General features: G+C 38.1%; 19 protein-coding genes and 1 other annotated feature. Of the genes, 14 read left to right on the top strand and 5 right to left on the bottom strand.

What is annotated here, in order from left to right; translation table 11 throughout:
• The first annotated feature begins 17 nt into the window (after nt 1-17).
• Nucleotides 18-1,880 carry a PTS fructose transporter subunit IIABC gene (locus BDR01S_RS02770; RefSeq protein WP_066256663.1) on the top strand — a complete coding sequence of 621 codons (1,863 nt, stop codon included), beginning with the start codon at nt 18-20 and terminating at the stop codon, nt 1,878-1,880.
• 40 nt (nt 1,881-1,920) lie between these two features.
• Here the strand turns inward: BDR01S_RS02770 and bcbE are convergent, their stop codons facing one another.
• Nucleotides 1,921-3,198 carry a bacillibactin exporter BcbE gene (bcbE, locus tag BDR01S_RS02765; protein WP_066256661.1) on the bottom strand — a complete coding sequence of 426 codons (1,278 nt, stop codon included), beginning with the start codon at nt 3,196-3,198 and terminating at the stop codon, nt 1,921-1,923.
• Nucleotides 3,199-3,415: 217 nt separating this feature from the next.
• Nucleotides 3,416-3,667: a binding site (T-box leader), on the top strand.
• Nucleotides 3,668-3,727: 60 nt separating this feature from the next.
• Here bcbE and trpE point away from each other — a divergent pair.
• From trpE to mnmH, 9 genes are all read left to right on the top strand, one after another.
• Nucleotides 3,728-5,116: an anthranilate synthase component I gene (gene trpE, locus BDR01S_RS02760; protein WP_066256658.1), complete on the top strand. Its 1,389-nt coding sequence runs from the start codon at nt 3,728-3,730 to the stop codon at nt 5,114-5,116.
• Nucleotides 5,113-5,724: an anthranilate synthase component II gene (locus tag BDR01S_RS02755; protein WP_066256657.1), complete on the top strand. Its 612-nt coding sequence runs from the start codon at nt 5,113-5,115 to the stop codon at nt 5,722-5,724. Before trpE ends, BDR01S_RS02755 begins: the two co-directional genes overlap by 4 nt.
• Complete coding sequence (gene trpD, locus BDR01S_RS02750) at nt 5,696-6,724, top strand: anthranilate phosphoribosyltransferase (RefSeq protein WP_066256654.1); 1,029 nt, start codon at nt 5,696-5,698, stop codon at nt 6,722-6,724. The genes BDR01S_RS02755 and trpD overlap by 29 nt, the downstream gene beginning before the upstream one ends.
• Nucleotides 6,725-7,516, top strand: a complete 792-nt coding sequence (gene trpC, locus BDR01S_RS02745; protein WP_066256649.1) for an indole-3-glycerol phosphate synthase TrpC — start codon at nt 6,725-6,727, stop codon at nt 7,514-7,516.
• Complete coding sequence (locus BDR01S_RS02740; protein ID WP_066256644.1) at nt 7,513-8,130, top strand: phosphoribosylanthranilate isomerase; 618 nt, start codon at nt 7,513-7,515, stop codon at nt 8,128-8,130. Before trpC ends, BDR01S_RS02740 begins: the two co-directional genes overlap by 4 nt.
• Nucleotides 8,131-8,135: 5 nt before the next feature.
• Nucleotides 8,136-9,335: a tryptophan synthase subunit beta gene (trpB, locus tag BDR01S_RS02735; protein ID WP_066256642.1), complete on the top strand. Its 1,200-nt coding sequence runs from the start codon at nt 8,136-8,138 to the stop codon at nt 9,333-9,335.
• Nucleotides 9,336-9,338: 3 nt separating this feature from the next.
• Nucleotides 9,339-10,124: a tryptophan synthase subunit alpha gene (gene trpA, locus BDR01S_RS02730; RefSeq protein ID WP_066256640.1), complete on the top strand. Its 786-nt coding sequence runs from the start codon at nt 9,339-9,341 to the stop codon at nt 10,122-10,124.
• Between the two features lie 167 nt (nt 10,125-10,291).
• Nucleotides 10,292-10,867: a hypothetical protein gene (locus tag BDR01S_RS02725; protein WP_066256637.1), complete on the top strand. Its 576-nt coding sequence runs from the start codon at nt 10,292-10,294 to the stop codon at nt 10,865-10,867.
• 205 nt (nt 10,868-11,072) lie between these two features.
• Complete coding sequence (gene mnmH, locus BDR01S_RS02720) at nt 11,073-12,164, top strand: tRNA 2-selenouridine(34) synthase MnmH (protein ID WP_066256634.1); 1,092 nt, start codon at nt 11,073-11,075, stop codon at nt 12,162-12,164.
• A gap of 47 nt (nt 12,165-12,211) precedes the next feature.
• On the opposite strand, the gene sda is transcribed toward mnmH, so the two are convergent.
• The gene (sda, locus tag BDR01S_RS02715) at nt 12,212-12,346 is read right to left on the bottom strand and encodes a sporulation histidine kinase inhibitor Sda (protein ID WP_066256632.1); all 135 of its coding nucleotides are present in this window, start codon (nt 12,344-12,346) and stop codon (nt 12,212-12,214) included.
• 226 nt (nt 12,347-12,572) lie between these two features.
• Between sda and BDR01S_RS02710 the strand changes: the two genes are divergently transcribed.
• The 4 genes from BDR01S_RS02710 (at nt 12,573) to BDR01S_RS02695 (ending at nt 14,283) form a co-directional block, all read left to right on the top strand.
• Nucleotides 12,573-12,776 carry a DUF6501 family protein gene (locus BDR01S_RS02710; RefSeq protein WP_066256629.1) on the top strand — a complete coding sequence of 68 codons (204 nt, stop codon included), beginning with the start codon at nt 12,573-12,575 and terminating at the stop codon, nt 12,774-12,776.
• 60 nt (nt 12,777-12,836) lie between these two features.
• On the top strand, nt 12,837-13,427 hold the full coding sequence (locus BDR01S_RS02705; RefSeq protein WP_066256628.1) for a GNAT family N-acetyltransferase: 591 nt from the start codon (nt 12,837-12,839) through the stop codon (nt 13,425-13,427).
• 113 nt (nt 13,428-13,540) lie between these two features.
• The gene (gene crcB, locus BDR01S_RS02700) at nt 13,541-13,933 is read left to right on the top strand and encodes a fluoride efflux transporter CrcB (protein ID WP_066256623.1); all 393 of its coding nucleotides are present in this window, start codon (nt 13,541-13,543) and stop codon (nt 13,931-13,933) included.
• Complete coding sequence (locus tag BDR01S_RS02695; RefSeq protein ID WP_066256621.1) at nt 13,930-14,283, top strand: fluoride efflux transporter FluC; 354 nt, start codon at nt 13,930-13,932, stop codon at nt 14,281-14,283. Before crcB ends, BDR01S_RS02695 begins: the two co-directional genes overlap by 4 nt.
• A gap of 39 nt (nt 14,284-14,322) precedes the next feature.
• On the opposite strand, the gene yidC is transcribed toward BDR01S_RS02695, so the two are convergent.
• The 3 genes from yidC to pflB all read right to left on the bottom strand — a co-directional run bounded on the left by yidC (nt 14,323) and on the right by pflB (nt 18,643).
• The gene (gene yidC / locus BDR01S_RS02690) at nt 14,323-15,117 is read right to left on the bottom strand and encodes a membrane protein insertase YidC (protein WP_066256618.1); all 795 of its coding nucleotides are present in this window, start codon (nt 15,115-15,117) and stop codon (nt 14,323-14,325) included.
• 493 nt (nt 15,118-15,610) lie between these two features.
• Complete coding sequence (gene pflA, locus BDR01S_RS02680; RefSeq protein ID WP_066256611.1) at nt 15,611-16,360, bottom strand: pyruvate formate-lyase-activating protein; 750 nt, start codon at nt 16,358-16,360, stop codon at nt 15,611-15,613.
• Nucleotides 16,361-16,417: 57 nt separating this feature from the next.
• The gene (gene pflB, locus BDR01S_RS02675) at nt 16,418-18,643 is read right to left on the bottom strand and encodes a formate C-acetyltransferase (protein ID WP_066260190.1); all 2,226 of its coding nucleotides are present in this window, start codon (nt 18,641-18,643) and stop codon (nt 16,418-16,420) included.
• Nucleotides 18,644-19,228: the final 585 nt, after the last annotated feature.

Raw genomic sequence — 19,228 nt, 5'->3', positions numbered from 1 at the left:
GGGAGAGAAAATCAATCATGAAAATTACTGAATTATTATCAATAAATACGATTCTATTAAATATTGAAGGTAACCAAAAAGAAGAAACGATTGATCAGCTTGTTGAGGTCCTTTTTAAGGCGGGGAAAATATCGGACCGTTCTGAATTTAAAGCAGCAATCTTAAAACGTGAAGAACAAAGTACAACAGGTATTGGGGATGGAATTGCCATTCCGCATGCGAAAACAAAGGTAGTAAATGAAGCAGCGATTGTCTTTGGAAAATCAGCCGCAGGTGTTAATTATGAATCATTAGACGGGAAACCTGCACATTTATTCTTCATGATTGCTGCCCCGGAAGGTGCGAATAATACACATTTAGAAGCATTAGCAAGACTATCTGGTTTGCTGATGAAAGCGGAAGTAAGATATGAGCTTTTAAAGGCAACTACTCCTGAAGAAATCATTGAAACCATTAACCGTTATGACAAAGAGGAAAAACAAGAAACGGTTTTAACTAATAAAAAGAATTTTATTGTGGCAGTTACCGGTTGTCCTACAGGTATTGCCCATACCTATATGGCTGCCGATTCCTTAAAAGCTAAGGCATCTGAAATGGGTGTAGATATAAAGGTAGAGACAAATGGTTCAGGCGGTGCCAAAAATATCCTGACAAAAGATGAAATTGAAAATGCGACAGCAGTTATTATTGCAGCCGATATCAATGTTGAGATGGAAAGGTTCAAAGGTAAGCACGTGATTCAGGCAGCGGTTGCTGAAGGAATTCGTCGTCCAGAACAATTAATAGACAAAGCACAAAAACAAGATGCCCCTATTTTTAAAGGTAATAACAGCCAAAGTGAAAGAGCAGTGGATCAAAAAGGTTCTCGCAATGGCTTTTACAAGCACCTAATGAATGGTGTTTCAAACATGCTTCCCTTTGTTGTTGGTGGTGGTATATTAATCGCAATAAGCTTTATGTTTGGATATAATTCAGCAAATCCAGATGACCCATCCTACAATCCAATTGCTGCTGTAATTAAGGCTATTGGCGGAGATAATGCATTTGCATTAATTGTCCCTGTCCTTGCAGGATTTATTGCTCTCAGTATTGCAGACCGTCCAGGTTTCGCCCCTGGTATGGTTGGAGGAATGATGGCAGCTCATGGTGGAGCCGGATTCCTTGGTGGTTTGGTTGCAGGTTTCCTAGCAGGTTACATTGTATTGCTGTTAAAGAAAGTTTTTGCAGGACTTCCACGTTCTCTTGAAGGAATTAAAAGTATCTTAATTTACCCACTCTTAGGAATAGCGATTACGGGATTTATGATGCATTATGTCATAAACAATCCTGTTGCATGGGTAAACAAGGAAATTGCAGATTGGTTAACAGGTCTTGGAACAGGGAATGCCGTATTATTAGGGATTGTGCTTGGACTTATGATGTCTTTTGATATGGGTGGCCCAGTAAATAAAGCAGCCTATGTATTTGGAACAGGCCTTTTAGCAAGTGGTGTTTATCAGCCAATGGCAGCAATTATGGCTGCTGGTATGGTACCGCCGCTAGCGATTGCACTTGCAACAACCTTCTTTAAAAATAAATTTAATGAGCAAGACAGAGATGCTGGAAAGGCTTGTTATGTTATGGGCTTATCCTTCATTACTGAAGGGGCAATCCCATTTGCCGCAACAGACCCATTGCGTGTCATTCCTTCGGTTATGGCAGGTTCAGCAATCGCAGGTGCGCTGTCAATGGCCTTCGGGATTGGACTCCGTGCCCCGCACGGCGGAATATTTGTAGTCCCATTGGTTGAAAATGGTGCCCTTCAATACGCACTAGCTATTTTAGTTGGTTCAGTAGTATCCGCACTATTAATTGGTTTTCTAAAAAAACCAGTGAAATAATGACAAAAATGAAAGGGCTGAGGAAATTTCCTCAGCCCTTTTATTCCTGTCCTTGGGGCTTGATAGCTAGCAAAGCAACAATCGCTGCAATGATACTGAGACTACCCAATAGAATAAAAATCCAATGAGTCGCATTTTTTAATAACAAGGCAATAATCGGAGGTCCTGCAGCCACTCCAATGAATCTCATCGAACTGTAGATAGATGAGATCGTTCCTCTTTCTTCTTTTTCAACGCCTTCGGTAATTAATGCATCTAAGCATGGAAGACCTGCACCGATACCAACTCCGCTGATAAGAAACATGGTGATCATGTACCAAAGCTTGATTGAAAACCATAATGCACCAATGGATAAGGCGGTAGCGATAATTCCAGCAAATGTTATCCATTTCATCAAAACTTTGTTTTTCTTGATCACCTTGCCGCTTATAAAGGATGAAAGACAAAGTGCACCGAGTGGTAAGGCCAGAAAAAATCCTTTTTTAATATCTTTAATATCGTATTCCTTTTCGAAAATCTCCGAAAGGTAAAACAATATCCCAAATAGGACAAGCATTAGGATGCCGCCAATAAAAAATATAGCATAAAGCCAACGGCCCTTTTCTGTAAAGGTTTTCTTCACATTAATGAAAAAATCTTTAAAGGGAATTGGTTTATTAGTTGATTTTGGACATTTGACCAGAAACATTATCATTAAGACAGAAATTACACAAAATATTGGAAAGGAAAAAAACGGCAAATACCAAATGAATCCCGCTAGAAAAGCCCCTAAAATAGGGCTTAATACCTTTCCAAACGTATTAGATGTTTCTATTAGTCCCAAACAACAACTAACATCATCATCATTCTTAAACATATCACCAACCAAGGGCATGACAATAGGGGCAGCTCCGGCAGCACCGACCCCTTGGAGGGCTCGGCCTGCTAAAATAATCCAATACGCATCATCGAGTTTCCATGCGGCAAATCCTGAGATAAGTCCGCCAATTCCTGCTATGATGAGGCTAGGGATAATAACCTTTTTTCGACCAATATGGTCTGATAAATATCCTGCAACAGGTATTAAAAAAATAGCAACAATCGAATAAACCGTAATAATCATACTTGTTTGGAAAGAAGATATGGATAATTTACTTTCCATTGAAGGTAGAACTGGTATTAACATTGAATTCCCCAATGTCATGACTAAAGGAATGGAAGACAGTGATAGTATCGCCCACTTTTGATTAGATATCTCATCGGACCGCTTTTGTCCAGCTGCAGATTGTTTCTTTTTTGCAGCTTTTGGATTTTGGCTTAAATGTTCAATATGTTCCATTAATCTTCTATCCCGCCTTCATGTTTATGCTATTATTACTATTAGCTTATAGATAAAAAAAAACCCCGGAATAGGGTTCCTTTAATTGGAATAAGCTAAATAACAACTGTTTTGGAAAATCATAAGTTTTTTTCCATTTAGAATATTCAAAAATTTACTCTTGACATTAATGGTATTTTTGCGTAGGATAAATATCAATCAATAGTAATTATTAATACTTAACTCGTTGAGCAAGAGGAGTACACTAATTTTATTCTTTCAAGAGAGTCGGGGTAGGTGGGAGCCTGATAAGAATGGATTTGTGGAATGGACTTGTGAGAGGCATCTTGAAATTATCAGTAGGGATGCACGGAGCTCCACCGTTAAAAGGATAGGATATCGAACAAAAATGTTCCGTATCTGAAGAGGAAGCAGGTTTTCTATCTGCTTCAAATGGAGGTGGCACCACGACCATAGAATCGTCCTCTATATGCGTAAATTTTTGCGCATATAGAGGACGATTTTTTTTATTTTCGAAGGGAGTCGGAAAATGGAAGTAAAATCTGGTTATTTGATAAAAGAGATCAAAGGAGACACGCTTACACCAATCTCCATTTTACAAAAAATGAGTGGGAATAAGAAGTTTTTATTGGAAAGTTCCCATAAGTACAATGATTCTGGAAGATATTCCTTCATCGGTGCTGATCCAGCCTTTGAGCTCATTTCGAGCGGTGATAGCAACGAGATTATTTCGAGGAATGGGAACAAGGAAGTTATAAAGGGTAACACTCTCGAAGTGTTAAAAAAACTAATCCGTCCCATCGATCATGAGGAATTTCCCTTTCCGTTTATTGGAGGGGCTGTAGGATATGTGGGGTATGACATTATCAGGCAATATGAAGTGATTGGAGAGGAACATCCAAACGGAATGGAGATGCCGGATGTACATTTAATGTTTTATGAAGAGGTCATTGTCTTTGATCACCTTGAAGATAAGGTTTTGATTTGTGGTTGTCCTTTATCAGAGGAGAGCGATATTGCTTTAATTGAAAAAAGGATTAATGAAAGGATAGAGGAACTAAAGAAGCCAACATTTTATGCAACAGACGATCCATTTTATTTTTCCGGATTTGTCTCAGAAACAACAAAAGAAGCTTTTATCAAGAATGTAGAAATAGCCAAAGAACATATTTTAGCTGGAGATATTTTTCAGGTGGTCCTTTCAAGACGAATGAAATCAACATTTAACGGAGAACCTTTATCACTTTATCGTAAGCACCGTGCGAATAATCCCACTCCTTATATGTTCTATATCGATTTTGAAGCTTATACCGTTATTGGTTCATCTCCCGAAAGCTTAATTAAAACAAGAGCTGGATCAGTCATTTCGAATCCCATAGCTGGAACAAAAAGAAGAGGGAGAACGACTGAAGAAGATTTGCTGATAGAAAATGAATTGAAAAGTGATGAAAAGGAACTTGCAGAGCATAAGATGCTTGTGGACCTTGGCCGAAATGATCTTGGGAAAATCTGTGAGTTCGGCACCGTTAAAGTGGATAAGTATATGACAGTAGAAAAATACCGCCATGTTATGCATCTTGTGTCAGAAGTAAGCGGCCAATTAACTACAGGTAAAACGGCAATCGATGCTCTTGCTGCCTGTCTTCCTGCAGGGACCGTTTCGGGGGCTCCTAAGGTTCGGGCCATGGAGATTATTAACTCGTTGGAAAAATCAAAACGAGGCTTATATTCAGGGGCCGTTGGATACTTATCAGCAGATGGAAATATGGATTTTGCCCTTGCGATTCGAACCATGGTTTTAAAAGAGGGTTCGGCCTATATTCAAGCGGGTGCGGGAATCGTGTTTGACTCGAATCCTGAGTCAGAATATCAAGAGACGATAAATAAACTTAATTCTTTCTTGGAGGGTGTGAAATGATTTTACTGATTGATAATTTTGATTCGTTTACATTCAACCTCTATCAATACCTTGGAGAATTAGGGGAACAAATTACGGTTTTTAGAAATAACCAGTTAACCATGGAGCAAATCAAAGATTTAAATCCCAAAGCAATTATTCTATCCCCAGGGCCAGGGAAACCAGAGAAAGCCGGGATTTGTATTGAAGTGATTCAAACCTTCTATAATAAAATCCCGATTTTAGGGATTTGTCTTGGTCATCAGGCCATTGGTGCTGCTTTCGGTGGAAAGATTCAAAGAGCAGCACTCATCAAACATGGTAAAACATCGATGATATCGCATCATCGAGTAGGGCTTTTTAAGGGGCTTCCCAACCCTCTAGATGTGATGAGGTATCATTCCTTAATTATTGAAAAAGGTAGTGTTCCTGACGTACTAGAGTGTATCGCGTATTCTGAAGAGGATCAGGAAATTATGGCCATAAAACATCGTCAATTTCCTGTTTACGGTCTCCAGTTTCATCCCGAGTCAATTGGTACTCCTTCGGGAAAGGAAATCATCAAGAACTTTTTAAATGAGATAGAAAGGATGAAGAAAAATGAAGAATTACTTACTCCAATTAGCTGAACGTGAATCATTTTCTGAAAACGAGATGAAAGAAGCCGTTAATTTTATTTTGGGTGAGGAAGTTTCAGAATCTGAAATTGCTGCCTTTTTAATGGGTTTGAAATCAAAAGGAGAAACAGTCGAAGAAATTACCGGGATTGTAAAAGCCATGAAAGCAAATACTTTGAAATTTAAAGAGGAATTTCCAGGTGTTCTTGATAATTGTGGGACTGGAGGAGACGGATCTTCGAGTTTTAATGTGAGTACCACTTCAGCGTTTGTTATTGCTAGTGCCGGAATCCCTGTTGCCAAACATGGAAACAGAAGTGTCTCAAGTAAAACAGGCAGTGCCGATGTCCTTGAATACTTAGGAGTAAATTTAAATCTATCTGCGCAAAGAACGGAAGAAATTCTGCAGGAAATCGGAATATCCTTCTTATTCGCACCTAATGTTCATCCCAAATTGAAGAAAGTAATGATGGTTCGCAAACAACTTAAGATTCCAACGATATTTAATTTTATCGGCCCGCTAACTAATCCGATTGAGTTGGACTATCAATTGCTAGGCGTGTATCGGAGAGATCTTTTAAATGTGTTTGCTGAAGTTCTTCAAAAGTTGGGCCGCAAGCGTGCCATTGTCGTTAATGGAGCTGGCTTTATGGATGAAGCATCACTCCAGGGTGAAAATCATTTAACCATTTTAGAGGATGGGAAGATTACCAATCTGACATTTAATCCTGAAGAAGTAAATCTACCTCAATACGATAACAGCAATATTAAAGGTGGGGACTCTAAGGAGAATGCTGAAATATTAATCAATGTCCTAAAAGGAGAAAAAGGTGCGTACCGAGATACAGTATTACTAAATTCGGGACTTGGTATTTACACAGCGGGGAGAGCGAACTCCATTAAGGAAGGTATCCTAATAGCGAGTGAAATCATTGATTCTGGTGCTGCATATGAAAAATTAAACAAGGTGATTGAGAAATCAAATGCAGCAGGTCAGAAAGAGGCGATATAAGTGGCGACAATTTTAGATAAAATCATTGATGAAAAGAAAAAAGAGGTCCGTCTCCTTCGAGAAGTAAACCAACCAAAACTAGATACTGTGCACCCTAAACGGTCTTTTATACAAAAGCTGCATACAGCCGGTGAAATATCGATTATATCTGAATTTAAACGCGCATCTCCATCAAAAGGAATCATTAACAACACAATTGACCCATCCTATCAGGCTTCGATATACGAAGAATATGGTGCTTCAGCGATTTCTGTCCTTACAGATCAAACCTTTTTTAAGGGATCTTACTTCGACTTAAAAGCAGTTCGGAGCAAAGTAAACCTGCCGATTCTATGTAAGGATTTTATCATTGATCGGCTCCAAATTAATCTTGCTGCGTTTCATGGGGCAGATATTATTTTATTAATAGTAGCAGCTTTAGATGATGATAGCTTGCGAGACCTATTTGAATATGCTAAAAGCTTAGGCCTGGAGGTATTAGTTGAGGTCCATAATGAGCAGGAACTCGACAGGGCCCTAAAAATGGGCGCAAAGCTGATTGGCGTGAATAATCGGGACTTAAAAACGTTTCAAGTTTCGCTGGAAGTAACAGAAAAGTTAGCTTCTACTGTAAAAAACTCTGGGGCTTACCTTATTAGTGAGAGCGGAATTCAACATCCAGAGGATGTAAAGCGAGTCAGGAATGCAGGAGCAAACGGGATATTAGTTGGAGAAGCTTTGATGAAAAGTTCAGATGTAAAGCAATCATTTTCGGACTTTCGCATACCGCTTAAAGAAGGTGTAAAAAGGTGAAAGTAAAAATTTGTGGAATAACCGATGTTGAGACGGGGATTGCGGCCGCTGAATACGGGGCAGATGCGCTGGGGTTTGTGTTTGCTGAAAGTAAGCGCAGAATTTCCATTGAGAAAGCAAAAGAGATTATTGCACATTTGCCCAAAGAGGTCTTCAAGGTCGGTGTGTTTGTCAATGAAACAAGAGAGAACATAGAAACAATCGCTTCTGCTGTTGGGCTTACACATATTCAATTACACGGAGACGAGAGTGCTTCATTCAGTGAATCGCTTTCACTGCCGGTCATAAAAGCCATTAGTTTTCAAGGAAATGAAAGTTTAGCCGCTTTGGTTGATTTATCAAACGATTTCATCCTGCTAGACAGCCCCAAAGGGAAATACAGAGGTGGAAATGGGACGGTATTTAATTGGGATGAGGTTAATCCTCATTTGCTTTCTAGCAAAAAAATCATCCTTGCCGGCGGGTTGCATGCAGACAATGTTGAAGAGGCAATAAAAATTATTAGGCCTTTCATGGTAGATGTAAGCTCCGGTGTAGAAACCGATGGGAAGAAGGATATAAAAAAGATTCAATCATTTATTAATATAGCAAAAAGCACATTTGTGGGGAGGTAAAGGGAATGAACACATATACATTACCAAATGAAAGTGGACACTTCGGTATTTTTGGAGGAAGATTTGTCCCGGAAACATTAATGAAGGCAGTAATTGAACTAGGTGAAGCCTATGAAAGTGCTAAAAAGGATCCTTCCTTTCAAGCCGAGATAGGGCAGCTGTTAAAAAACTATGTTGGTAGAGAAACGCCATTGTACTTTGCAGATAACTTAACCCGCCATGCGGGAGGAGCTAAAATTTTTCTGAAAAGAGAAGATTTAAACCATACTGGAGCTCATAAAATTAACAATGCCATTGGGCAGGCACTCCTTGCGGTACGGATGGGAAAGAAGAAAATTGTTGCTGAAACAGGAGCTGGTCAGCACGGTGTAGCAACTGCCACCGTTTGCGCTTTATTAAATCTCGATTGTATCGTTTTTATGGGTGAGGAAGATATCAAAAGGCAGGCACTAAATGTATTTCGAATGGAATTGCTAGGTGCAAAGGTTGTCAGTGTTACTTCTGGAAGTGCGACATTAAAAGATGCAGTAAACGAAGCATTAAGATACTGGGTAGAAAATGTAGATGATACCCACTATTTATTGGGTTCTGTTATGGGACCACATCCGTTTCCACAAATGGTAAGAGACTTTCAAAGTGTGATTGGAAAGGAAACAAAACTACAATTCCAATTAAGTGTAGGAACGCTTCCAGATGCTCTGGTCGCCTGTATTGGCGGTGGGAGCAATGCAATGGGGATGTTCCACCCTTTTATTGAGGATGAGAGCGTCAGTCTATATGGAGTGGAAGCTGCAGGGCAGGGCGTTGATACAGAATATCATGCAGCATCGTTAACAAAAGGGAGTCCGGGTGTATTACATGGTGCACTGATGTATCTTTTACAAGATCACAATGGCCAAATTCAAGAAGCGCACTCCATTTCGGCTGGCCTTGATTATCCAGGCGTTGGACCAGAACATAGCTATTTACATGACATTGGTCGAGCAGCCTATCACTCAATTACAGATAAAGAAGCGCTAGACGCATTTCAGCTTTTATCGAAACTTGAAGGGATCATTCCTGCATTAGAGAGTGCACATGCCATTGCTTTTGCTGTAAAACTAGCTGCAGAAATGGACGAATCAAAAAATATCGTCGTTTGTCTATCAGGACGCGGTGATAAAGATGTTGATACCGTTAAATCACGGCTGAGAGAGGAGAGATAAATAATGAACCGTTTCGAGCAAGCATTTTCAACATTGAAAGAAAATAAAAACAAAGCTTTTGTACCCTACATAATGGCAGGGGATGGCGGGTTGGATTGTCTGGTTGACCGTCTTATATTATTGGAGAAATATGGTGCAACTGCCATTGAAGTGGGGGTCCCTTTTTCAGACCCTGTTGCCGATGGACCAACCATTCAACGGGCAGGTATTAGGGCACTTGAAAACGGAACCACTTTACAGGGGATTATTGCAGAAATAGGAAAAGCGCGGCAGGAGGTTTCTGTTCCAATCCTTCTGATGACCTACATGAATCCCATTTATTCCTATGGAATCAATGAATTTGTCAAAGATATTCGCCAGGCCGGTGTGGACGGGTGTATTATTCCGGATTTGCCAATCGAAGAAGAAGCAATCATTACGCCACAGCTTGAGGAAGCAGAAATAGAATTGATTCGACTTGTTACGCTGACAACACCGATGGAGAGAATTAAGACCATTTCAAGCAAGGGAAAAGGTTTTTTATATACGGTTACCATTAAGGGGATAACGGGGGCAAGAAATGAATATGATTCCGAATTGAATCAATTTTTAATGGCAGTAAAAGAAGTGAGTCCCATTCCTGTATTGGCAGGCTTCGGTATTTCAAGTCAAGATCAAATAATAGACTTAACAAAATACTGTGATGGAGTTATTGTCGGTAGTAAAATTGTCGATTTATTTAACAGTCAAAACCTGTTAGAGCTAGAAAAGTTGATGTCAGTGTTCAAATCAAAATCAGAAATCTTATAGGAAAAAGGTCTACTCTCTTCCACGTGAGTAGACCTTTTAAGTGCAACGTGTCATTTGTTACTGCGGGAATCTCCTATTATTACTATAATTTAGTTTACGGAAGTGTTTTTTTTAACTGCTGTTGCTTAACAGCTAAACTAACCAGCTTTTAGTAAGGATGAGGGATTATGAGGGTTTATGAAACGATACTTTCTATTCTAGAAGAAAAAGGACCATTACCTATTCCCGCAATTTGCCAAGAGGTCAATCAGGTTCTTAATTCAAATCGCGAAAAACCAATCCTTCCTGCACAGATTATATCGATTGTCACAAGAAAAAAGGATTTATTTCGCATAAACGGTGGAAGAATTTCAATTCACCCAGATAAATATCCATTTTCATTAATTGCTTCTCTTGAAGGGTTTGGTGACATTTCTTACCAAGTTCGCGTTAATTTCGTGAAAAATCGTTTTGCAGCTTTGGTGTGGCGAAATAAAGAAAATCATCAGCCCTTTTCGGATTTCCAAGCGATAGTTCCTGGCGACGTAGAAGAATTTAAACGGGAACTTTATAGTATGAATATCTGGGAGTGGAAACCAACCTATCGAAGTGAAGACGGAATAATTATCGAAGGGAAATACTGGTCTGTAAAGTTAATCACAAAAGGTAAAGTCTATGAAAGTGAAGGAACTAAGAGCTTTCCGGAAAACTGGAATCAGTTTTGTAATGCAGTCGAAAGATTAACAGGAACACCATTTCACTAGTAGAAAAAATATCAATTATATGCAGTAATTGCCGGTTTCTTGAAAAATGGGGATATATCTTATATAATGTGTTTATACTTATTTGAGGAAATAAATTTTTGATCATGTTCGTTTTTCCAAAACTTCCCATTGTGGAAGTTTTGTTTGTTTAAACCAGATATTGTATTTTTCGAGAAATAATACTTATACGAGGAGCGTAGATTATATGAAAGAAATGGCGGTTGAAGACCTTTTTACGATAAAGAACCCGGTAATCATTGATATACGCTCACCGATTGAATTTAATGATGGCGCAATTCCGGGGGCAATCAATGTTCCCTTATTTACAAATGAAGAACGGCAAATAATTGGAACCATTTACAAACAAGAGGGATCGGCAGTTGCAAAATGGAAAGCAATGGAAATTGTCTCTCCCAAAATTCCTGAACTCCTTCAAACGATAAAGAAATGCGGTTCCAGCGATACGGAGCTTATTATCCACTGCTGGCGCGGTGGAATGCGAAGTAAGGCCGTGGTTACATTTTTAGAGTTTGCTGGAATTTATTCATGGCGTTTAGTAGGTGGTTATAAAGCATACCGTCACTATATCCTTGAACAACTGCCGACCATGCTTCCTAACAAAGCAATTGTCCTCCACGGATTGACTGGTGTTGGAAAAACAGAGGTCTTAAAGATATTGGAAAAGAAAGGTTACCCCATCTTAGATCTTGAAGAGATGGCGGGGCATCGCGGGTCGATATTCGGAACGATTGGTCTTAGTGACGGCCATAACCAAAAAACCTTTGATTCCCTTTTATTTAAGGGACTTTTAGACATAAAAGATGCCGATTATTTTCTGGTTGAAGCAGAAAGCAAAAGAATTGGAAAAGCTGTTCAATCTGAAGAATTAATGGATAAAAAAATGGAGGGTATTAACATTAATCTCAACACCCCCATTGAACAACGGGTAAAACATCTTGTTTCCGAGTATGTAGAGCCATACCAGGAGGAAACATGGTATTTCGATAAGATTTCTGATGGTATTGAAAAGGTGTTAAGACGTATTAAGGATTCTGACATAAAAAAATCACTCATTGATACGTTAACAGCTCGAAATTATCCTGAAATGATTCGAATTTTGCTTGAACATTATTATGACCCACGCTACGATCATGCAAAACAAGAGTACGAAGGGGAATTCTTTGAAATATACGCAGAACACCCAAGTGATGGAGCAGACAAAATTGCTGCAAAGCTTAATCAGTTATCCCTTTATCCTATACAGGAACTAAATCTTCATAATCGTATGATAAAATGATTGAAAAACCGCTGATTTCTGTCAGCGGTTTTTTCATTGGGTTTATGCTATCGATTTTTAAATGGTTTTAATCCACGCCGTTTGATTTCATCCTTTAAAATCTTAATCCATTCTTTTTCCTTGTCAGACTTTAATGCATCCCGATACGAAAAAACTAACTGCTCATTACTCATAATTTTCATTTTATGAATGCCTCCTCGGAAAATGAATTGAATATTCAGTTTTTATAATTGTAATGGTTTTTACACGTTTTGAGAACCAAAAATTAATAAATTTTAAAATCGTTCACATTTAAAAACTAAAACACAGACTTTATTTTTATAATATTGATTATTCCCTGGTTGCACAACTGTGCTTGTATTGATTATACTAGAAATTGGACAATGACCGAAAGGAACGGTGGCAACAATGATTCATCTATCATGGCGTGATCGTGAAACAGTTAAGAAAATAAAATGCGTTCATACTGATGCTAAAAAATTTCTAGTCAATAATGCCTTAACGGCTGGAAAAATCTATGATGTAAAAAATGAGACGGAAGAGTTTTATTACATTATTGATAATACTGGAAAAGTAGGCGGTTTTTACAAGGAATATTTCCAGGATGCATAAATAAACAGGACTGTGGAGCATAGACCGCAGTCTTTTCTTATGGAAAAAGGAGCTAGAAAAATGACTAAATTGTGGGACGAACTATTTTCGTTACAAGGGGAAACAGTAAAATTAATTCCAATCAGCATGGACCATGTAGAGGACTTGTGGGAAGCAGCCCAACCAGATGAAATCTGGACGTATATGGCCACAAAGGTTCGCTCGAAAAAAGAAATGGAAGATATGATAATTTCAGCATTAAAAGCCAGAGATAATGGAACAGAATACACTTTCACAGTTGTAAACAATGAAAATCGAGTGATTGGCAGTACCCGATTTCTAGACATACTCCCACGACATAACAGTGTAGAAATTGGCTCGACGTGGTATCACCCTGATGTGTGGCGGACTAAAGTAAATACAGAATGTAAATTTCTTTTATTAAAGCATGCTTTTGAGGTATGGAACTTTACTCGTGTTCAATTAAAAACGGATTCTCGAAATATACGATCTCAGCATGCGATAGCTAGAATTGGGGCGATAAAAGAAGGCGTATTACGGAAGGATCGGATCATATCAGATGGCTACGTAAGGAATACAGTCTTTTTTAGTATCCTTCGTGATGAATGGAAGGAAGTAAGTACTCAATTAAAAATGATGCTTCAGAGTTGAAAAAAATACTAGGCACATTTTGTTAGGCATTTATTAATCAGACTTCCTAAGGCCTTCAATGTAAATAATAATAAAGATTATATATAAATATTCTTAAACTAGGGGTGTAACCGTTGATATATTTCTTGGTTGGACTGGGTGGGATTGCTGGCAGTTTGTTCCGCTATTTATTATCAGTAATGGCAGTTGCAATCTGGGGAAAGGAATTTCCAATCGGAACCCTCTTTATTAATGTAACTGGTGCCTTTTTGCTTGGTTTTATGACAAATTACTTTGTGGGTTCCAATAAGATTCATCCGTATCTGAATACTGCACTTACCACTGGTGTCATTGGTTCATATACAACCTTTTCAACATTTTGCTATGAAACGGTTCATTTATTTGAAACAGGAAAGATTATATTTGGTGTCTTTTATTTATTTGCCAGTTTATTAGGGGGACTCTTTTTCGTTAGGGCAGGTATGAAACTTGGTGAGCAAGTAAAAAGTACGAGGAGCGTTCTATGAAAGAAATAATATTTATTTCAATTGGGGGTTTTATTGGGGCAATCGGCCGTTTTGTAATTAGCAAATCAATGCACAATAACAAAGGTTTTCCTATGGGCACTTTAACAGTCAATTTAATTGGTGCTTTTCTTTTAGGCCTCTTATTCGGTTTACATGTACAGGGGTCCCTATATTCTTTGTTGGGAATTGGATTTATGGGCTCGTTTACGACTTTTTCAACCTTAATGCTTGATGCGGTAAAACTTAATAAGGAAAATAAGAAAAAGTTATATTACATTTATTTGCTTAGCAGTTACACGATAGGAATTTTACTTACTCTTTGTGGGCTTTGGTTAGGTAGGAAGATGTAAAAAAGAAGCATCCAATGATGCTTCTTTTTTACAAAAAATTTATTTTTGTTTAACTTGAACTTTCGGTGTCTTATTCGTTTGATAAAGGGCTTTGCTGATCATTGTTTGTACAATCAAGAATGTACCGCCAACTACCCAATAAAGAGGCAGGGCTGCAGGAGCATTAAAAGAAAACATGACAATCATTAAAGGTGACATTAATCCCATGTATTTCATTTGGGCTTGCTGTGCAGAAGGCATATTGGACTGGGAAACTTTGAACTGAAAATAGTATATAACCCCAGCAATAATTGTAATAATGATATCCGGATTCCCCAGACTAAACCATAAAAACTCGTGGGTTTTGATCTCTTGTGAACCGCGAATCGCATAATAGAAGCCAGTCAGAATAGGCATTTGAATGATCAATGGCAAACAGCCCATATTTAATGGATTAACACCATGCTTTTTATAAAGGCCCATCATTTCAGCTTGAAGTTCTTGTTTCTTCTTAGGATCCTTTTCCGTTTTCATCTTCGTTTGAATAACGTCCATTTCAGGCTTTAAGACATCCATCTTTTCTTTCATACCCATTTGATTTTTATACTGTCTGAGCATTAACGGCATTAACAGAAGTCTAATAATTATAGTAACAAGAATGATTGCCAAGCCGTAGTTTCCATTAAAGAATTCTGCAACGGAATGGATAGATATTGAAAAAGGATTGACAATATAATGTTGGAAAAATCCAGTATTGTTAGTTCCTTTTTGTGCTTGAGATGAACAAGCTGATAATAATAATGTGGTTAAGCCGAGCAGTGAGAATAGTAATAGTGAAGATCGTTTTGTTTTCATATTTCCTCCTAAAATGTTGTGTAATTATTTAATAAGCGAATAGGGAGGAAATAGGTTCTTCGGTATCATCCTGAGAATATTCTTTTCTACGAAAATATATAAAAATTCTTTTCAGAATAAAGCTTCCATTTAAACAACTTTTCTTTCGGTAAAGAACTAAAGGGTGAGTAATATTTGTCCTAGCCGGATCAGATAAGGAACCAACGAAAGAATATTCCACACTCCATGCCCATAATAATTTTAATGCAATTCCTAAAAAGATACTTACGTATAGTGCGTTTAGAGCATTGATATCTGAACTATCAATAAGCAATTGAAACAAATATTATCACCTCACTTAAATGTCAATGATATGAGTATATCTGAGATAGGAAAAAGAATCAATTTAATAATTGCGTTACTGCCATATTTTGAAGACATTACTAAATAGTAAAAAGAAAAAATGACCACTTAAACCTTTTTACTTTTAAAAAAACACTGATTCAAAAGTGAATCAGTGTTCGATCGGTGCCTTCCAGTGTGCTGTAATCAATTTATAAGCAAACTCGACCTTTTCTTCGCTAGGGGGTTCAACAGAATTAAGTTGATATTCATGTCCAAGCGCTTCCCACTTATACACTCCGAGTTTGTGATATGGCAGAATTTCAATCTTTTGGACGTTTTTAAGCGTACCAATGAACTCACCAAGTTTTTCTAGATCTTCCGGATCATCGGTAACAGTAGGGACAAGCACATGGCGTACCCAAATTGGTACTTGATAGTCTGATAAAAAAGTAGCAAATTCTAGAATATGATCATTAGCCATACCAGTTAACTGGATATGTTTTTTCCGATTAATATGCTTTAAATCAAGAAGAACTAAATCGGTATACTGCAAGAGTTCTTCAAGCTGCTCGATAAAAAGCTTGGAATGGGAAAAGCAGCCACCGGAAGAATCAATGGTTGTATGAATTCCTTTCTTTTTGCATTCCTTGAACAATTCTATTAAGAAAGGAATTTGCAACAATGGTTCACCACCACTTACTGTAATTCCTCCGCCCGAAGATTGAATAAAAGGGAGGTAGGACATAAGATCATCCATGATATCGGAAACAGCCATTTCCTTGCCTGTGCCGATTTCCCAAGTATCAGCATTATGGCAAAACTGGCACCTTAATAGGCAGCCTTGTGTGAAAATCACATAACGGATTCCTGGTCCATCGACTGTCCCTAATGTTTCAATTGAATGAATATTTCCGTTCATGATGATGATCCCCCTTAGTATAACTTGAGCCCTACTTAAAGGGCCCCAGTTTTATTCTTATAGTGACTCGTGGAATGTACGATTAATTACATCTAATTGTTGTTCTTTAGTTAATTTAATAAAGTTAACTGCATAACCAGAGACACGGATAGTTAATTGTGGATAAAGCTCTGGGTGTTCCATTGCATCAATTAGTGTTTCGCGATTAAAGACGTTAACATTTAAATGATGACCAGCTTTGATGGCATAACCATCTAGGATAGATACTAGGTTGCGTACTTGGCTTTCTTCTTCTTTACCTAATGCTTTAGGAACGATAGAGAAGGTATTTGAAATTCCATCCATTGCATAGTTGTAAGGAAGCTTAGCAACAGAAGATAGGGAAGCTAATGTTCCTTTTGTGTCACGTCCGTGCATTGGGTTAGCACCCGGTGCAAACGGTTCACCCATCCGACGTCCATCAGGAGTGTTACCAGTTTTCTTACCATAAACCACATTTGATGTAATCGTCAAGATAGAAAGTGTATGAACTGAGTCACGGTACGTTTGATGCTTGCGAAGTTTTTTCATGAATGTCTTAAGAACTTCAACAGCAATCTCATCTACACGGTCATCATTGTTTCCGTATTTAGGGAAATCACCAGTTGTTTCAAAATCAACTGCTAGACCATTTTCATCACGGATTACTTTAACTTCACCATATTTAATGGCACTAAGTGAGTCAGCAACAACGGATAGACCAGCAATACCTGTTGCCATCGTACGAAGGATCTTCGTATCATGAAGAGCCATTTCAATTCTTTCATAGCTGTATTTATCATGCATATAGTGAATAACATTTAATGTATTAATATATAGACCAGCAAGCCATTCCATCATTAGATCAAACTTCTGCATAACTTCCTCATAATTTAATACTTCAGAAGTAATTGGCTGATATTGTGGTCCAACTTGGATTTTTAATTTTTCATCCACGCCGCCGTTAATGGAGTAAAGAAGGGCTTTGGCTAGGTTTGCACGAGCACCAAAGAACTGCATTTGCTTTCCAATTTCCATTGCTGATACACAGCAAGCAATTCCATAATCATCGCCATATTCAGGACGCATAATGTCGTCGTTCTCATATTGAATCGAGCTAGTTTTAATCGACATATTGGCACAATACTTTTTAAAGTTTTCAGGAAGCTGTGGTGACCATAATACTGTTAAGTTTGGTTCTGGTGCAGCACCTAAGTTTTCTAATGTATGAAGGAATCGGAATGAGTTTTTCGTTACAAGTGAACGACCATCATTTGCCATACCGCCGATGGATTCTGTTACCCATGTTGGGTCTCCACTGAATAATTCATTATAGTCTGGTGTACGAGCAAATTTAACAAGACGAAGCTTCATAATAAAGTGGTCAACAATTTCTTGAACCGCTTCTTCAGTTAATGTTCCGTTTTGTAAGTCTCTTTCTACATAAATATCTAAGAATGTTGATACACGACCAAGGCTCATCGCAGCACCGTTTTGTTCTTTAATTGCAGCTAAGTAACCAAAGTAGACAAACTGGAATGCTTCAACAGCATTTTTTGCAGGCTGACTGATATCAAATCCATAGCTGTTAGCCATTTCCTTTAGTTCTTTTAAAGCGCGGATTTGTTCAGCAAGTTCCTCGCGTAAACGCATATTATCTTCAGTCATTACTTTACTAGTATTCTTTTGATCCTTTTGCTTTTCTTGAATTAAGAAGTTTACACCATATAATGCAACTCGACGATAATCGCCAATAATACGGCCACGGCCATATGCATCTGGAAGTCCTGTAATAATTGCTGCTTTACGAGCAAGCATCATTTCATCAGTATAAGCATCGAAAACACCTTGATTGTGAGTTTTACGTAAGTCAGTAAAGAACTTTTCAATTTCAGGGTTTAATTGATAACCGTAAGCTTCACAAGCTGCTTTCGCCATGCGAATTCCACCAAACGGCTGCATTGAACGATTAAAAGGTTTATCAGTTTGTACACCAACAATTTTTTCAAGATCTTCATTAAGATATCCAGGACCATGTGAAGTAATAGTAGAAACGGTTTCTGTGTCCATATCCAACACGCCGCCATTTTCACGCTCTTGCTTGGTTAATTCCATTACTTGATCCCAAAGTTTCGTAGTTGCTTCAGTAGGACCTGCTAAGAAAGAATCATCTCCTTCAAAAGGAGTAAAGTTTTTAAGGATAAAATCTCTAACGTTAACTTCTTTTGACCAAACACCTTTAGTAAATCCGTTCCAATGTTCCATCATTTTTCACCTCATATTTTTTATAAAAACTATATAACAGTTTCTCTATGAGTAGAGTATAACAGATTATTTGTGAAAAAAGGCACATATAATAGTAATTAATTGTTAAGGTTTTGTGAAGTCTTATTTAAAGGGGTATTTTTCAATATCTTAGGATTGGTTATTAGAGAGTTTAGAACATCTATGCAAAACTGTACTATAATTATTTAGGTTAATTCGGAAACTGTTATATAAGAAGAAAGTGATTGTAACAAGTTAATAATAGTATTAACCAGCCAAGGAGAACTAACTACCCAAATAAAAAAGCAGGAGAAGAATCTCCTGTCAGATTTTCGCGTAAGGGTATTTTTCTTGGCAATTTTTTATTGGTTGATTGTCTCTGAAATGGTCTGTTGATTTCCGCTACCTGCACTCGCTTTCCGCGGGGAGGTCCTGGAGCCTCCTCGGCGCTTTGGCGCCTGCGGGGTCTCCAGTGACCTCTCTATCCCGCAGGAGTCGAGTGCCCTCCGCTCCAATCAACAGGGAGGTAAAACAACCTAGAGCATTGCAACATACATTACCCAGCTATGATATTGTGTGCTGCAA

It is taken from the genome of Neobacillus drentensis NBRC 102427 (assembly GCF_001591445.1).
In the GTDB taxonomy this organism is placed as follows: Bacteria; Bacillota; Bacilli; order Bacillales; family Cytobacillaceae; genus Neobacillus; species Neobacillus drentensis.
This window is presented reverse-complemented; position numbering and strand designations above follow the sequence as displayed.